Source organism: Seonamhaeicola algicola (assembly GCF_007997385.1).
GTDB classification, from domain to species: domain Bacteria; phylum Bacteroidota; class Bacteroidia; order Flavobacteriales; family Flavobacteriaceae; genus Seonamhaeicola; species Seonamhaeicola algicola.
Genome location: NZ_VOSC01000033.1, coordinates 210,477 through 226,791, shown reverse-complemented (window position 1 = coordinate 226,791; position 16,315 = coordinate 210,477). Strand labels below are relative to the sequence as shown.

At 34.2% G+C, this 16,315-nt stretch carries 12 protein-coding genes; 3 read left to right on the top strand and 9 right to left on the bottom strand.

Translation table 11 applies throughout. The features are described 5' to 3' along the window. Nucleotides 1–42 precede the first annotated feature (42 nt). The 3 genes from ilvC (at nt 43) to FUA26_RS14730 (ending at nt 3,461) form a co-directional block, all read left to right on the top strand. Nucleotides 43–1,518 carry a ketol-acid reductoisomerase gene (gene ilvC / locus FUA26_RS14740; RefSeq protein ID WP_147137834.1) on the top strand — a complete coding sequence of 492 codons (1,476 nt, stop codon included), beginning with the start codon at nt 43–45 and terminating at the stop codon, nt 1,516–1,518. Nucleotides 1,519–1,533: 15 nt separating this feature from the next. Next, nucleotides 1,534–2,799, top strand: a complete 1,266-nt coding sequence (gene ilvA, locus FUA26_RS14735; RefSeq protein ID WP_147137832.1) for a threonine ammonia-lyase IlvA — start codon at nt 1,534–1,536, stop codon at nt 2,797–2,799. A 143-nt stretch (nt 2,800–2,942) separates the two neighbouring features. Beyond that, entirely contained in the window at nt 2,943–3,461 is a 519-nt protein-coding gene (locus FUA26_RS14730; protein WP_147137829.1) for a plastocyanin/azurin family copper-binding protein, read from the top strand. 70 nt (nt 3,462–3,531) lie between these two features. Here the strand turns inward: FUA26_RS14730 and FUA26_RS14725 are convergent, their stop codons facing one another. From FUA26_RS14725 to FUA26_RS14685, 9 genes are all read right to left on the bottom strand, one after another. Next, entirely contained in the window at nt 3,532–5,478 is a 1,947-nt protein-coding gene (locus FUA26_RS14725) for a plastocyanin/azurin family copper-binding protein (protein WP_147137826.1), read from the bottom strand. Between the two features lie 16 nt (nt 5,479–5,494). Then, nucleotides 5,495–7,396 carry a family 16 glycoside hydrolase gene (locus FUA26_RS14720; RefSeq protein ID WP_147137824.1) on the bottom strand — a complete coding sequence of 634 codons (1,902 nt, stop codon included), beginning with the start codon at nt 7,394–7,396 and terminating at the stop codon, nt 5,495–5,497. A 42-nt stretch (nt 7,397–7,438) separates the two neighbouring features. Beyond that, a complete protein-coding gene (locus FUA26_RS14715; protein ID WP_147137821.1) occupies nt 7,439–10,252 on the bottom strand; it encodes a TonB-dependent receptor in 2,814 nt (937 codons plus the stop codon). 105 nt (nt 10,253–10,357) lie between these two features. Further along, the gene (locus tag FUA26_RS14710; RefSeq protein ID WP_147137818.1) at nt 10,358–10,726 is read right to left on the bottom strand and encodes a transmembrane 220 family protein; all 369 of its coding nucleotides are present in this window, start codon (nt 10,724–10,726) and stop codon (nt 10,358–10,360) included. 70 nt (nt 10,727–10,796) lie between these two features. Then, a complete protein-coding gene (locus tag FUA26_RS14705) occupies nt 10,797–11,612 on the bottom strand; it encodes a 3-keto-disaccharide hydrolase (RefSeq protein ID WP_147137816.1) in 816 nt (271 codons plus the stop codon). Nucleotides 11,613–11,616: 4 nt separating this feature from the next. Then, nucleotides 11,617–12,219, bottom strand: a complete 603-nt coding sequence (locus tag FUA26_RS14700) for a gluconate 2-dehydrogenase subunit 3 family protein (RefSeq protein WP_147137813.1) — start codon at nt 12,217–12,219, stop codon at nt 11,617–11,619. Continuing rightward, complete coding sequence (locus FUA26_RS14695) at nt 12,216–13,913, bottom strand: GMC oxidoreductase (protein ID WP_147137811.1); 1,698 nt, start codon at nt 13,911–13,913, stop codon at nt 12,216–12,218. Before FUA26_RS14695 ends, FUA26_RS14700 begins: the two co-directional genes overlap by 4 nt. Nucleotides 13,914–13,930: 17 nt before the next feature. Beyond that, nucleotides 13,931–14,557 carry a gluconate 2-dehydrogenase subunit 3 family protein gene (locus FUA26_RS14690; protein WP_147137808.1) on the bottom strand — a complete coding sequence of 209 codons (627 nt, stop codon included), beginning with the start codon at nt 14,555–14,557 and terminating at the stop codon, nt 13,931–13,933. A 3-nt stretch (nt 14,558–14,560) separates the two neighbouring features. Next, entirely contained in the window at nt 14,561–16,276 is a 1,716-nt protein-coding gene (locus FUA26_RS14685) for a GMC oxidoreductase (RefSeq protein ID WP_147137805.1), read from the bottom strand. Between the last annotated feature and the right edge of the window lie 39 nt (nt 16,277–16,315).

Sequence of the window (16,315 nt, the reverse complement as noted above, 5' to 3'; positions counted from 1 at the left end):
ATTTGTTAGGTAAAAACAAGTATTAAAACAAGAACATTACAAATGGAAAATTATTTTAACACACTTACATTAGCAGGTAAATTAAACCAATTGTCTAAATGTAGATTCATGGATGCATCAGAATTTACAGATGGTGTAAACGCACTTAAAGGCAAAAAAATAGTAATAGTAGGTTGTGGAGCTCAAGGGTTAAACCAAGGCTTAAACATGAGAGATTCTGGGTTAGATATTTCTTACACATTACGTGAGGCAGCAATAAAAGAAAAGCGCGCATCATTCGTAAATGCTACTGAAAACGGTTTTACAGTTGGTACTTATGAAGAATTAATTCCAACAGCCGATTTGGTTTTAAACCTAACACCAGATAAGCAGCACACAAATGTTGTTAACGCTGTAATGCCATTAATGAAAAAAGGAGCAACTTTAGCATATTCTCATGGTTTTAATATTGTTGAAGAAGGTATGCAAATTCGTGAAGACCTTACCGTAATTATGTGTGCGCCAAAATCACCAGGTTCTGAGGTACGCGAAGAATACAAAAGAGGTTTTGGGGTGCCAACACTTATTGCAGTTCACCCAGAAAATGACCCTGAAGGTAAAGGTTTAGCCCAAGCAAAAGCTTATGCTGTTGCAACAGGTGGAGATAGAGCAGGTGTACTAGAATCGTCTTTTGTTGCTGAGGTAAAAAGTGATTTAATGGGTGAGCAAACAATTCTTTGTGGTTTATTACAAACAGGTTCTATTTTATGTTTTGATAAAATGGTTGAAAAAGGTATTGAGCCAGGTTACGCTTCAAAATTAATTCAATACGGTTGGGAAACTGTTACTGAAGGTTTAAAATACGGTGGTATTACAAACATGATGGACAGACTTTCAAACCCTGCAAAAATTAAAGCTTTTGAATTATCTGAAGAGTTAAAAGATATCATGCGTCCTTTATTCCAAAAGCATATGGATGATATAATGGAAGGTAATTTTTCTAGCGGAATGATGGCAGATTGGGCTAATGGCGATGCTAATTTATTAGGATGGAGAGCTGCAACTGCTGAAACAGCTTTTGAAAAAACACCAGCAGGTGATATGGAAATTAGTGAGCAAGAATATTATGATAACGGCGTATTAATGGTGGCATTAGTGCGTGCAGGTGTAGAATTAGCTTTTGAAGCTATGACTGAATCTGGAATTATTGATGAGTCTGCATACTATGAGTCTTTACACGAAACACCATTAATTGCAAATACTATTGCTAGAAAGAAATTATACGAAATGAATCGCGTAATTTCAGATACTGCAGAGTACGGTTGTTATTTATTTGATCATGCATGTAAACCTTTATTAGCAGATTTTATGAAAACTATTGATACTGATGTTATTGGAAAAGCTTATGCAAAAGATAACGGAGAAGGTGTTGATAACGCTAAATTAATTGAAGTTAATGCAGCATTAAGAAATCACCCAGTTGAAAAAATTGGTAGATTCTTAAGAACATCAATGACGGCTATGAAGCCAATAGTTTAATACCAAAAACATATTATGACGCAGGAAAACAACATATATTTTCCTAACATAAACAATGTAAAGCTAGCTGCCGATACTATTAAAAAAGTATCGGCAGTTACGCCTTTATACCATAGCTTAAGGTGTTCAAAAAAATATAATTCTACTATTTATTTTAAGCGAGAAGATCTTCAACAAGTACGCTCATATAAAATTAGAGGTGCTTACAATAAAATAAGTTCTTTATCGCAAAAACAAGCAAATAATGGTGTGGTTTGTGCAAGCGCAGGTAATCATGCGCAAGGTGTAGCACTATCCTGTAAGTTACTAAAAATTAAAGGTGTTATATATATGCCAGCACCAACGCCCAATCAAAAAATTGAGCAGGTAAAAATGTTTGGTGAAAACTATATTGATATCAAGTTACAAGGTGATACGTTTGATGATGCTTACCACGCAGCCATGTTAGAGTGTAATAGTACAGGCAAAATATTTATTCATCCATTTGATGATGAAAAAGTAATTGAAGGGCAAGCAACTGTAGGTTTAGAAATAATAGAACAAAGTAATAAAACTATTGATTATGTTTTTATACCTATTGGTGGCGGTGGTTTAGCAGCAGGTTTATCAACCGTTTTTAAAACCATGTCGCCTAAAACAAAAATAATAGGAGTTGAGCCGCAAGGAGCACAATCTATGGCTACTTCAATAAAAAATAATGAAAACACAACTTTAGAAAATATTGATAAGTTTGTTGATGGTGCTGCTGTTAAGCGCGTAGGTAATTTAACTTTTCCTATTTGTAAACAATATTTAGATGCTGTAATTCCAGTGCCTGAAGGTAAAGTATGTGAAACTATTTTAGAACTTTATAATAAAGATGCTATTGTTGTTGAGCCCGCAGGAGCATTAAGCATTGCTTCTTTAGATTTTTACGCAGAAGCTATAAAAAATAAAAATGTTGTTTGTGTTGTTAGCGGAAGTAATAATGATATTACCAGAACTCCCGAAATTAAAGAACGCGCTCTGCTTTATGCTAATTTAAAGCATTATTTTATTGTGAAATTTCCACAACGTGCTGGTGCTTTAAAGCAATTTGTGGTTGATATTTTAGGTGAAAATGACGATATTACCTATTTTCAATATGCAAAAAAAACCAACAGAGAAAATGGTTCGGCAGTGGTTGGGGTTCAACTAAAATCTTCAAAAGACTTAGAGCCTTTAATAGCAAAAATGAAGGCTCATAATTTTTACGGCGACTACTTAAATAACAAACCAGATTTGTTTCAATTTTTAGTGTAAATAATAGTTTGTAATTCTTCTAACGAAAAAATTAAGTACTTACAAGTAAATATTTTTTAAATATAATTTGAGACTTTTTTTTTTGCCGTATTTTAGTGCATTGAACACATTAGAATATTAACAAACAAAATTTAGTTTTAAAAATGAAAACATTTAAATATGTATTAACATCAGTTTTTGCTGCATCAGTTTTATTTAGTTGTGGTGGGGAGAAGAAAGAGAAAAAAGAGTCGTTTTCTTATGAAAATAAATCTACAACTACTGAAGAGGTTAAAGAAGAAGATAACGTAGCCAATATAGTTTTAGTTGGTGATGATATGATGAAGTTTGATAAAAATGAAATTAAAGCTAAAGCTGGGCAAAAAGTAAAGTTAACATTACGCCACAAAGGAAAAATGGATTTAAACGTAATGGGCCATAATGTGGTTATTTTAAAACAAGGTGTTGATATAGCAACATTTGCAGGAAAAGCAGCTACAGCCAGAGATACAAAGTATATTCCAGAATCTGGAAAAGATGATATTATTGCGCATACTGATTTAATTGGAGGCGGGCAAACAACATCTATTGAGTTTGATGCTCCTGCAGCAGGAACTTATGATTTTATTTGTAGTTTTCCTGGGCATTACGCTATAATGAAAGGTAAGTTTATTGTTGAGTAATTATTTTTAAAAATTCTATATAAAAAAAAGCGGCTAATAGGCCGCTTTTTTTGTGCAATAATTATAGTTTTTATTTTACAATTAGTTTAGTTCTCATAGTAAATGAATGTCCTGGAAAAGTACAAACTATCCAATATTCACCTGGTTTGCTTGGTGCTGTAAAATAAATGGTTTCAGAGTCTTCTGGTCCAACAGTCCCAGAGTGTGCTATTACCAAATCACTAAACGGTACGTAGTTTAAATCTGGTCCTTCAAGGCCTAGATTTAACGCTAATTCACCTACTTTAAGTGGTGTTTCTTTTCCTTGTTTAGTAATAACAACGTTGTGTATCATATCATCGTTGTTATTAAGTGTGAACTCTATTTTACTATTACGGTTAATTGTAATTTCTTCAGTATCATACTTTAAACCAGGTATAGTACCTAATACTACTTTTTGGTCGGCACCAGCTTCACCCCATTCATGTGGCATTGTTGTAATGCGCTTTGGTTGTTCAATTTTTTTACCAGATTTTTTTATTTCCATTTGCATAGATTTTAATTCGCCACCAGGAACTTCGTTTAAAGTATAGTAAGCCTTTTTATGCAATAAAGTTTCACCAGTTTTAGCCTTTAATTTTGGTATTTCTAATTGGTGAATGAATCCTAAACGCATACCGTGAACAGTTATTTTAACGGTTAAGCCATCATCAGAAAGTTCAGCTTTGTGAATCATAGCATTTTGCTGATCTATAATAGGGCTACCGTAAGTTTTGTGGTATTTGTATGTGAAGGTTTTCATTTTATAGTTTGATATATCTTCAGCCTGTTGTTTACTAACTGGTTTGGTAAATTCTAATTCAAAACCATCTGCTTGGGCTTTCATAGTTTTAATTTCAAAAGGTGTTTTACCTGTCCAAACTAAACGTTGTAAGCCAAATTCTTTTTTACCTGTAGAGGCCCAACCTCTACTAGTCATACCAACAAACATGCTATTGTCGCTTCCCCAAATCATGCGTAAAATACCTGAAGAAAACCCTTCAACAAAAGGGAAGGCTGCACCTTGATATACACCGTTTACCTTTTCCATGTAAACACGCATAATTTTACTGTGCCCTTGGTCACCTACAAATTGTTGGCCTTCAAACGGTCCAAATTTACCATTGGTAGTATCATATAAAATATCAGATGTTGAAATACCTAAAATAGTATGCGGAAACCAAATAGCTGGTGCTTTTAATTCTTTTTCTTTTTTGGCGTACTCATACAGGGTCATGCCAGAATTGTCTTTTATATCATCAGGTTTTAAGGTTAACGGAGATAGCGGGTCATCGCTCCATTTTAACCCTTCCGGATGGCCAGCAAAATCTCCCATAGCTAAGTGTGTCATTCTACCGGAACCTACCCAGTCACCTTGGTTTTCAGTATAGAAAAAGTCGCCTTCAGGATTAATAGCAAATCCAGCAGGAGAACGTAAACCTGTAGCTATTGGAGTAACATTACCTTCAGGTGATATTTTAAGCATCCAACCACGCCAACGTACGGTGCTTTTTCCACCACCTAACCATGAAAGATTTAAGGTAACAATCATATCGCCATTTTTGGTAAATTTTGGACCGTAAGAGTAGTCATGGTAGTTACCAGATAGTGGCCATGAAAAAATGGTTTTATACACATCGGCTTCATTATCACCATTTTTATCTTCAAGTCTTGTTAATTCACCCCGTTGTGATAAATAGAAACCATTATTTTTGTAGCCCAAGCCTAATGCTTCATGTAAACCTTGAGCAAATAGTTTATACTCTGGGTTTTGGCTGTAGGGGTTATTTATTAACCAAACTTCACCGCGTCTGGTTGAGACACCTAATTTATCATCATCGGTTAAGGCTAAGCCACCAACTTCTAGTTTTACATCATTAGGAATTGGAACATCAACAATTTTGTAATATTCTGATTCTTTAGATTTTGATTGACCAAAAACAAATTGACCAATACAAATGCTTAAAATTACTGTTAAAAGTTTTATTGTTTTTTGCATGATTAATTGTTTTTAATTACCAAATAATGCTATAATTTATTGTGTTTTTACCTTTAGGAACTTCAACTAATAATTCATCTTTACCATCAATGTTCCTTATAATTGGTTTAAAATTATTGCCGGAAAAATCAATATAGTAACTTTCGTTATTCACAATAAAAGTATTATTGGGTAGTACTTTAATACTTTCACCATCGGCTAATTTATGCCATAAGTTTTGTTTGCTATCAATAGTTATGTTTTTGGTTAGATTACGATTTTCATTAGACACTGTAAAGTAATTTGAAATAGTAGCCCCTTCAATTGCATATGAAAATGTAGGTAGTTTTTCAGAATCTAATTCATAACCTAATTGTTTAATGCCTTTGTTCTCTGGTTGAGGTAGTGGCCAAGGTGTATTTTGGTTTTTTAAATTTGCAAATTCTAAGCCACCGTGTAATGAAATAGAAAAACCTACAGGTTCTCCAAGTTGTTTATAACCTCTAGACAACCACATGTGTGTTGTGTTTAAAAATAAGCCACTCCATGCTTTTAGTAAAGATCCTGTTGCTAAATCATAAGAGTAGTGAATACCTTCAGGTAAGCCAACAGATATACTGTGAGTTCTTGTTTCGTTTTTATGTGTAACAAAGCTGCGTTGTATTTTTGGGGTGTTTTCTGGGTTAATAACAATTCCATTTAGCGGATTAAATTTATTTGCATCTTTCCATACATCTTCTTGTATAGAATATTTTTGCAAATTAGGCCCTTCAACATGAAGTGTAAAGCCACCTGCCCATGGTTTTGTTTGATTGTATATTATTTTGAATGGGTATGTTCCTTTTTCAAGTTTAACAACATTACTATGAATTGTATTCATATTATCCTTAGATACAAGTACTCTTTTATTGTTTATAACTATATGGGCTAGACCGTTTGTGCGAGACTCAAATAAATAATCGCCTGTTTCAGGAATATTAATAGTTCCTGTATGTGCAATTAACTTGTGCTCTTTAGTTTTTGTAACATCAACAAGTGTGAATTTATCAACGGGAGTTTCATTGGCAATAGGAATAGTATCTAAATTGTCTATAGTTTTACTTTTAGTTTTGTACTCTGTTCTTACAATGTTTGAAAGCTGAAGTTTATCAATTTCATATAATTTGTATTTTATGTTTTTAAAAGCAACAGGTCCATGGTCTCCCTGTATCATAAGCGGGCCTCTTGCTGTTTCATCACTAAAAGCAGCGGCTCTTGTTGGACCTTTAACTTCAACATTTTTATGAATTAATGAGCCATTTAACCAAACTTCTTCAAACCAAGCGTTTTTAATTTTTTTACCAGAATTATCAAACTTAGGTGCATGGAATATAATTTTAAAATGTTGCCATAAACCAGGGGCTTTTGCAGCATTAATTCTTGGAGGATGCCCTTCGTAGCCTTGTTTTCCATTTTCGGCATCTTTATTCCAGCGTTGATAAATACCTCCAATATCACTATGTTTAGGGTCTTTTACGCCCCAACTGTCTAATAATTGTATTTCGTAACGTCCTTGAAAGTAAATACCTGAATTAGATTTAATAGGCATCATAACATCAAGTTCAAGTTCTATATCACCGTGCTCAAAAGCAGTAAAAAGTTGTTTGTTAAATTCTTGGTCATTGGCATTAAAAAGTATTCCAACACCGTCTTCATCAATTAAGGTTTTTTCTTTTTGTCTATCGGCTATAACGTTTCCAACAATTTTCCAGTTAGAACCACTAGGTTTAAAAGCAGATAAATCGTTTAAATTTAATGTTTTAAAGGGTAGGGATGTTATTGGTTGGTTTACTTCAGTTTTTTTATTTGCCACAGTTTGTTGAGGCTTTTTTGCGTCTTTTACACATGAAAAAGCAAGTGCAAAAAGTAAAATTAGTAAATAATTTGAAACATGTTTCATTTGTTTTAAGTTTAGTTTATACTAAGTTGTTTAATTCATGAATTAAAATATATAATTTAGGTTTATTAGAGAGCTTCTTGGTAAAATTGGTACAACAACAAAACTAGCATCTGGATTTGCTTGTACAAAATCATTGGTAACACCATTAGCACTTGCACCAAAACTGTTAGCACCAAAAAAGTTAGCAAGTCCTTCAGAGTTGAATAAGTTATTTATAACCAAGTTAGCAGATAGGTTTTTTGTAATTTTATAACCAATACCTGTATTGAAAGTACTGTAAGCGTCTAGCTGAAAGGCGTTAGCTGCATTGCCTTCTCTTTTGCCCATATATTGCCAATTAAAAAATGCCGAAAGTGTGTTGTTATTGTAATAACTACCTAAGTTAAACATTAATTTAGGGTTGAAAGCTAATTGGTTTCCAGAGTAATTTGTAACCGTGTCGTCGTTTGTGTCTACTGTACCAGCAGCATTATAAATACGCCATTTTTCGGCTTTAGGGTTTTGTAAAACACCATTAAATTTAAACGCTATATTTTCAATTGGGGTTACAATACTTTCCCATTCAAAACCTAAAGATCTAGAGGTGTTAAATTGAATAGGTGTATAAAAAACGGTATTAGTATTACTGTCAAATTCAAAATTGCTAGAGCCAATATTTTTTAGTTCGCTCCAAAAAAGTGTACTTGTAAATGAAACAGATTTAGAGCTTAGTTTTAAGCCAGTTTCAATTTGTGTGATTTTTTGAACTTCGCCCTTGCCATTAATTGGTACATTATCAAAATTATTAAAATAGTAATTTAATTCTGGAGCCTTATTTCCTCTAGAAAAGCGGCCAAAAATAGCAGCGTTTGTACTTAAACTATAATTTAAACCTGCGGAATAGGAAATATAATTGTAATTAAAATTAAAATCATCAGTTTCACCAGTTGGTCCTTTAAGGCTGTTATCATAAGCAGTATTCTCATTGCCATCAACACCGCCGTCTAATCCCAATGGGGCATGTTGGTCTTTGCTACCTTTGTGGGTAATGTTTTCAAGGCGTAAACCAACATCTACGCGTAGGTTTTGGTTAATATTCCATTCATCGTTTATAAAAGTTGCAATTTGGTTAACATTAGCATTTGTGTTTACATAAAATAAACCACCGTAGTTACTAGCGCCTTTGGCATCAGATAATGCAACTATGGGTTGGTTAGGGTTTTGTAACGTAACTTGCAGCATTTTAGGGTTTGGCTCATAAGTAACATAAGCAAAACTACCTTGGGTAAAATGGTCTGTTTTAGAAAAGCCAAGTGATAATCCGGTAGAAATGGTATGATTTTTTAGTTGCTTTTGAAGTACAAAATTGTTCATTAATTCATCAGCAGAAATATCTTTATACCATGCTGAAGTTCCCATAATAGCATCGTTTGGTAGGCTACCGTTTGTTAAATACTGAAATGAGCCACCCGATAAAATAGTGCTATTATCAACGCGGGCTAGTTCGGTGCCAGATTGTGCATCGTTAAAAACTACTTGGCCAATAGGATAGTCTGCACCACTAACAAAATAGGCGGTAGGATCATTTAATGATACAAATGCGTTACTAATTGATGTTTGCCAATTAGCTTTTTTTGTTGAAAATTTAATATTGTTTTTAACAGTCCAGTTGTTGCCAATATTTTGAGAAAAATCAAAACCTAAAGCAAAATCTTGTGCGTGTACACCTTTAGAAGGGTTGAAACTATTGGTTTTATCTGGATTTCTTCCGTCGGGAATTTCTACATCAAACGATGGCATCATTAATGCTGTTGAACTAAAACTTTGGCCAAAAGCAGGCTTAGGGTCATTCCAATTTGTAGCAGCAACACCAGTGTAGCGGTTGGTGTAATCATCTAAAAGTTTTCCGTAGAATTTAAAATATCCGTTCTTGTTGGTTTTTATAAGGTTTAGTTTGGCTTGCCCGCCTTTGCTAAACGTAAAATTAGTATTTCTGGCGCCATCATCATGCCTGTAATGACCACCAAGGTTAAAATACCAATTGTTACCTAGTGGCCCGCTTAAATTGGCATCAATTCTATAAATAGGATTGTTATCTTCACCTTGAATACCAGTTGAAGCAATAATTTCACCTCCAAAAGTTTCGTTTACACCTTTTGAAATAAAATTGTAAATGCCTCCAGGAGCGTTCATTGCGGTAACAGATGCATTTCCTCCCCTTAAAGCTTCAACTTTTTGTGTTGTAATATCTGTTCTGTGAAATAAATCGGGTGAATAGTACGAGTGTTGCACCAAACTTACAGGTAGGCCATCTTCTTGCAAAGAAACATAATACCATCCCATGTCGTCTTCGGCGGAAGCTGATACTCCTCGCGTGTAAACTCTAGTGAACACCTCACCAGCAGAAGCATCGGTAAACGTGCCAGCTATGTTTTGTAGTAAATTAGCAGTGCCTCTAGGGAATGTGTTTTGAATATCTTTTTGGGTTAATGTGCTAACCGATGTACTGGTTTCAATTGTTTTATTAGGATTGAATGATCCTGTAACAACAATGGTTTGAAGGTTAAGTAAATCGGGCTCTAGATTAAATTCTAGAGTAATATCGTTATTCTTAACTTCAATTACTTTACTAATGGTTTTGTAGCCTAAGTACGAAATTTTTAACGTGTAATTTCCGGCTGAAATATTTTGAACATTAAATGTTCCATCATAATTTGTTAAACTTGTTTGGTTTGTTGGTTGTATTAAAATATGTGCGCCTTCAATGGCTGTTTTATGGTTGTTGTAAACGTAACCGCTTATTGAAACTTGAGACCATGCTATATTGGTCAATAAAATAAAAATAAAATAAAGTGCGTTTTTTTTTAAGGTAATCATTGTTTAATTTATAGAGAGAGTTTAGTTTAGTTAACACACAAAAATGCAAAATATAAACGCAAATAATGTGTGTAATTATTCAGTGAAATATTTTGAACAAAAGTATTACTTTTTATTGGCTTTTATTTGGTAGAAGATAGCTGCAGCAGCAATTAATAGGCCTAAAAATTCTCTAGAGCCTTCAAGGTATGGTTTTTCGTAAACCATTTTACCAAAAATTTCTTCTTTGTTATCTGTTTGGAGGTAATCTATAAATAAAGAAAAATGAAAAGCTGCATAACTAATTAAGCTAAAAAAGATTAGCCAGTAAAGGTAAATAGGCATTTTTTTAAAACTAGGAGCTAAACATAAAATAGCAACAATAAAATATATTGAAAACCAGAGCAAGCCATCTGGGTCATTAAGTTGAATTATAGCAAATGCTATAAATGTTAAGCATAAAATTATATTGGTAATTTTTTGTTTTTTACGCATTATTAATTTTTTTGCTTGTAAATGTACAGCTATTTTAAAAATTGATATTTAATAAAAGTTTGTGTTTTATTTATTCCAATTCTAAAATTTCAATATTTTTAAATTCAACGGGATGGCTTTCGCTTTGCAAAGAAATGTAACCAGATTTTAGAGGTTGCCCTTCTAAAGATTTCCAATGCGCAACATTGTAGTCTATATTTCCACCTCCATACTGTGGTTTATAGTAACGCATAACTTCATTACCATTAATAAAGTGTTTAATAATAGAATCATTTCTAACTTCAATTTCAATATTAACCCATTGTTCTCCATGATAGGTTTTTGAAGCAGATGTTATACAATGCTCGGTTATTAATTCGTTATCCATAATAACATTGGTGCCGGGTGTACAAAGATTAGCGGTAGTGCGTTCATCAACGCCATTACCACCTAAAAGTTGTACTTCAATTGAAACAGGAAAGTTTTGGTCTAGCCCTATTTTTTTTGGGTCTTCGCAATGTATCATAATACCACTATTGCGGTTGGCCCAAGCAGCACCATCGCTTAATTGTTTATCTACAAATCTGTAATCCATTCTAAAACGGTAATTAGAAAAAGGTTTTTTGTAGTAAATATGCCCGAAAGTGTTGTTAAAAGTATCGTTATATTTATTATAGTTTACTTTTAAAATACCATTTTTAACAATAAAAGTATTATTGTAATTATCGCCAGCCGGATAACCTTTAATTTTAATTATCCAATCATCTAAATCTTTACCATTAAATAGTTTTATCCATTTTTCAGCGCTAGATTGCTGGGGTGTTTTAAGTTCTTTTTTTGTGTTGTTTTTACACGCTATAACACTAATAAAGGTAATTAGTATAAAAATTATTTTGAATAGTTTCATAAGTTTATCTTTGTAATGACCATGCTTTTCCTTTGGTGGTATTTTGCAAATCTACACAACCTTTATCGGGGCCTGGAACAGGATTGTAAGCTAATACTTTTTCGCCAACCAATTCACTGTTTTTAAAAGCCCAAACAGCTTTTGATCGGATACTTTTTAGTCCATTAAATACTATGCTTTCGTTTTTGTTGAAGCTTTTACGTGTTTCGGGTTTAGATTTTAAATATTTAGCTAAAAGAGCATCGTAAGTTTCTGTTTTTATATCAGAAATAGAAAAATCATCGGATTTATTAGGTGCTAGTTCTAAAATAAAGGTGTCTATTTCTTTTATAAATTTTGTTTGATCTTTTTTGTTATACGATTTAAAAGCTAACAAATCTATAAATTCAGGCACATTAACCTCTAAAGCGCCAGGAGAAGCCTCGGTTTTTGGTAAAATTAAATCAATAATATTTTTTAAAACAAACCCTTGATCTACAGTTAAAAGTTTTGGAGTCCATACTTCAATTTCCGAAGTGCAACTTTGTAGTATACTTAAAGCGCTTGGTGCCACTGCAGCGTACCCCAAAGATAAACCAATGTTTTTTAGTGCGTTTCTACGATTCATGTGTTTTGGGCTTTAAATTGTTTAATAGCATGATTAGCAGCTCTTGCGGTAAGTGCCATATACGTAAGTGACGGATTTTGACAACCAGCCGATGTCATACAGGCACCATCAGTTACATACACATTTGGTACGGTATGTATTTGGTTGTATTTGTTTAACACTGATGTTTTAGGATCATGCCCCATTCTGGCAGTTCCCATTTCATGTATGCCTATACCCGGAGCTTTTGGTTGGTCTCTGGTTTGAATGTCTTTAAAACCTGCTTGTTCTAACATGGCAACTGCTTGTGCAATCATGTCTTTTCTCATGGCATATTCGTTTTCCTTCCATTCGGCATCAAATGTAATGGTTGGTAATCCCCATTGATCTAGTTTATTATAATCTAAACTCATTTTATTATCATGGTAAGGTAAACATTCGCCAAAACCACCAATACCTAAACGCCAATTTCCGGGTTCTAACATTTTTTCTTTAAAAGCGGCGCCGTAAGCTAATTCTTCGGTAGATTCTGTGTAGTCGCCTCTTGTAGCTCTACCTTGGTAGCCGTAGCCTCTTAAAAAGTTTTTGTTTTCAGAAGCTTTGTCGCCTAAATTAACAAATCTTGGTATGTAAACGCCATTAGGCCTTCTTCCGTAGTAATATTTATCTTCAAAACCATCAATTTTTCCAGAAGCTCCAGCTCCTAAGTGATGATCCATGATATTATGACCTAACTCACCAGAATCATTTCCTAAGCCATTTGGGAACCTGTCAGATTTTGATTGTAATAAAATAGAAGCTGATGCCATAGCTGATGCGCAACAAAAAATAATATCAGCTTTAAATTCAAGTTTTTCTTTAGTTTCGGCATCAATTATTTTAACACCCGTTGCTTTCTTTTTGTCGGCGTCATAAACAATTTCATAAGCAATAGAATGTGGTCTCAATGTCATATTTCCGGTGCGTTCGGCGGCTGGTAATGTAGAAGCGTTACTGCTAAAATAGCCACCAAAAGGACAACCGCGAATACAGCGATTTCTACTTTGGCATCGGCTACGGCCTTCTCTGGCTGTATTGCTTGTTATGTGTGCAACTCTACCAATGGTTAGTACACGCCCAAATTTAGTTGCCATACTTTCTTTTAGGTGTTCTTCAACACAATTTAGTTCCATTGGAGGTTCAAAAACACTATCGGGTAATTGTGGTAGGCCCAAAGCTTCACCGCTAACACCAATAAATTTTTCTACATGGCTGTACCAAGGCGCAATATCTTTATAGCGTATGGGCCAATCAATACCGTGGCCGTCACGTATATTTGCTGTAAAATCTAAATCACTTAGCCTATAACTTTGTTTGCCCCACATAATAGACCTACCGCCAACGTGGTAACCGCGCATCCAATCAAAACGTTTAGTTTCGTTGTAAGGATGTTCTAAATCATTAACAAACCAGTGTTTGCTCTCGTTTTTTACGGTGTAACCTGTTCTGCTTTGTTTTGGGTATTTTTTTAATTCTTCAGCAGAAATATTTCCTTTTAATTCTTGGTCCCACGGGTCTAAATTCATGGTAGGATAGTCTTCAATATGTTTTACCATTCTGCCGCGTTCTAAAACCAAGGTTTTTAAGCCGCCTTCACAGAGTTCTTTGGCAGCCCAACCTCCTGAAATACCTGTGCCAATTACAATAGCATCATATGTTTCGTTTATTGATTTCATAATTAGTTTAACTTAAATTACAAAGACCACGCTTTACCATTGGTTTCTTCTGTAGAAATACATCCTAATTGAATGCCTGGAACAGGATCATAAGCTAATACGTTTTCGCCTATTTGTTCTGAGGTGCAATATCCAAAAATGGTATATTCTCTAACAGTGTAAAGAAATTTGTATATGTAATAGGTATCTTGTTTAGTTTGTGGAATGTTTTTTACGTGGTTTTTTAGTTGGTTTATAATGTTTTTTGAATCTTCTTCTGAAACATTAAAATATGAATTTAAAAGTATGCTGAAATCTTTTTTAGAAAGTTCAGATATGGGTTTCTTTGAGTTTAATATGGCTTTTTCAGTAAATAAAGAAGCGCCTTTTTTAAATATATTCTTGTTTTCAGTTGTTTCTATGTCATGATACATTAAATCAATAAACTGAGGAATGTTAACATCTAAAGCACCGGGAAGTTCGGTTTTTGGTAAAATAATATCAGCTAAATTTGTAACAATATGTTTTTCATCTTCAGATAAAAATAGAGGTTTCCAAGTAGGGTTGTTATTGTTGCAAGATGATAAAATACTTAGTATAGTAGGTGTTGCAATGGTGTAGCCAATGCTTGCAGTTAAATTTTTAAGTGCTGTTCTTCTATTCATAATTTAACTGTTTTTATTTTTATTGAATTCTTTTATTGCATGATTAGCGGCTCTGGCTGTAAATGCCATATATGTTAATGATGGGTTTTGGCATGCCGAAGATGTCATAAAAGCTCCATCTGTTACATATACATTTTTACAAGTATGCACTTGATTATATTTGTTTAAAACTGATGTTTTTGGATCATGCCCCATTCTGGCAGTTCCCATTTCGTGAATACAAGCTCCGGGTATTGCTTTACCTAAGTGGCCTTTTACATTTTTGTAACCAGCAGCTTTTAGCATGGCTACGGCTTGGTCTCTCATGTCTTCACGCATTTTAATTTCATTGTCTTTAATTTCGGCATCAAAATCTATAGTTGGAAGCCCCCATTCATCTGGTTTATTATAATTTAAAGAGATTTTGTTTTCATGATACGGTAAGCATTCACCAAAACCAGACATACCTATACGCCAAGGACCGGGTTTTAATATTTTTTCTTTCAGCTCTTTTCCAAAGCTTAGTTCAGAAACGGCATGTTGCCAATTAGTTCGGCTTGCGCCACCTTGGTAACCGTAACCGCGTATAAAATCTTTTTTTGTTTTTGTGTCTCCTAAATTTCTAAATCTAGGAATGTAAAATCCGTTTGGTCGTCTTCCTTTGTAGTATTTGTCGTTAAAACCATCTACTTCAGCAGAGGCTCCAACGGCATAGTGGTGATCCATTAAATTATGGCCTAATTCTCCAGAATCGTTACCTAAGCCGTTGGGAAATCGGTCAGATTTTGATTGCATTAAAATAGCTGTTGAAGCAATTGCCGATGCGCAACAAAAAATTATTTCAGCTTTAAATTCAAACTTTTCTTTAGTTTCAGCATCAATAATTTTTACACCAGTAGCCTTTTTTAAGGTATCATCATAAACAATTTCATAGGCTATAGAATGTGGTCTAAGCGTCATGTTTCCGGTGCGTTCGGCAGCAGGTAACGTACATGAGTTACTGCTAAAATAACCTCCGAATGGGCAACCACGCATACAGCGATTTCTAAATTGACATTTACTGCGCCCTTCATGAGGCTTGGTGCTTGTAATATGTGCAGCTCTACCAATAGTTAAAAGTCTACCGTCTTCAAAATTATTCTTAATACTTTCTTTAAGGTTTTCTTCAACACAATTTAGCTCCATGGGAGGTTCAAGCTTTTGGTCGGGTAGTTGAGGTAAACCTAGGTTTTCGCCAGATACGCCAATGTACGCTTCTACCTTATCATACCAAGGCGCAATATCTTTGTATCTAACTGGCCAATCAACACCATGGCCGTCTTTTTTATTGGCTTCAAAATCTAAATCGCTTAACCTGTAGCTTTGTTTGCCCCACATAATTGAGCGTCCGCCAACATGATATCCGCGCATCCAAAGATATTCTTTAACTTCGTTATAGGGGTGTTTTACATCGTCTACAAACCAATGCTTGGTAGCTGGTTTTGTTAGGTTTCCGCCCCAAAGCCTGCTTTGTTTATGTTGATTTTTTGTAGCATTTGGATGTTGTTTTTCACGGTGTTTAAAATCCCACGGATCCATATTCATGGTAGGGTAGTCTTCAATGTGTTTAACCATTCTGCCGCGTTCTAAAACCAAGGTTTTAAGGCCGCCTTCACAGAGTTCTTTAGCTGCCCAACCTCCTGAAATACCCGTGCCAATTACAATAGCATCATAAGTTTCAGAATATTTATTATTACTCATTTAGTTTGTGTTGTGATTTTGTAGTTTAATGTGGTGGTT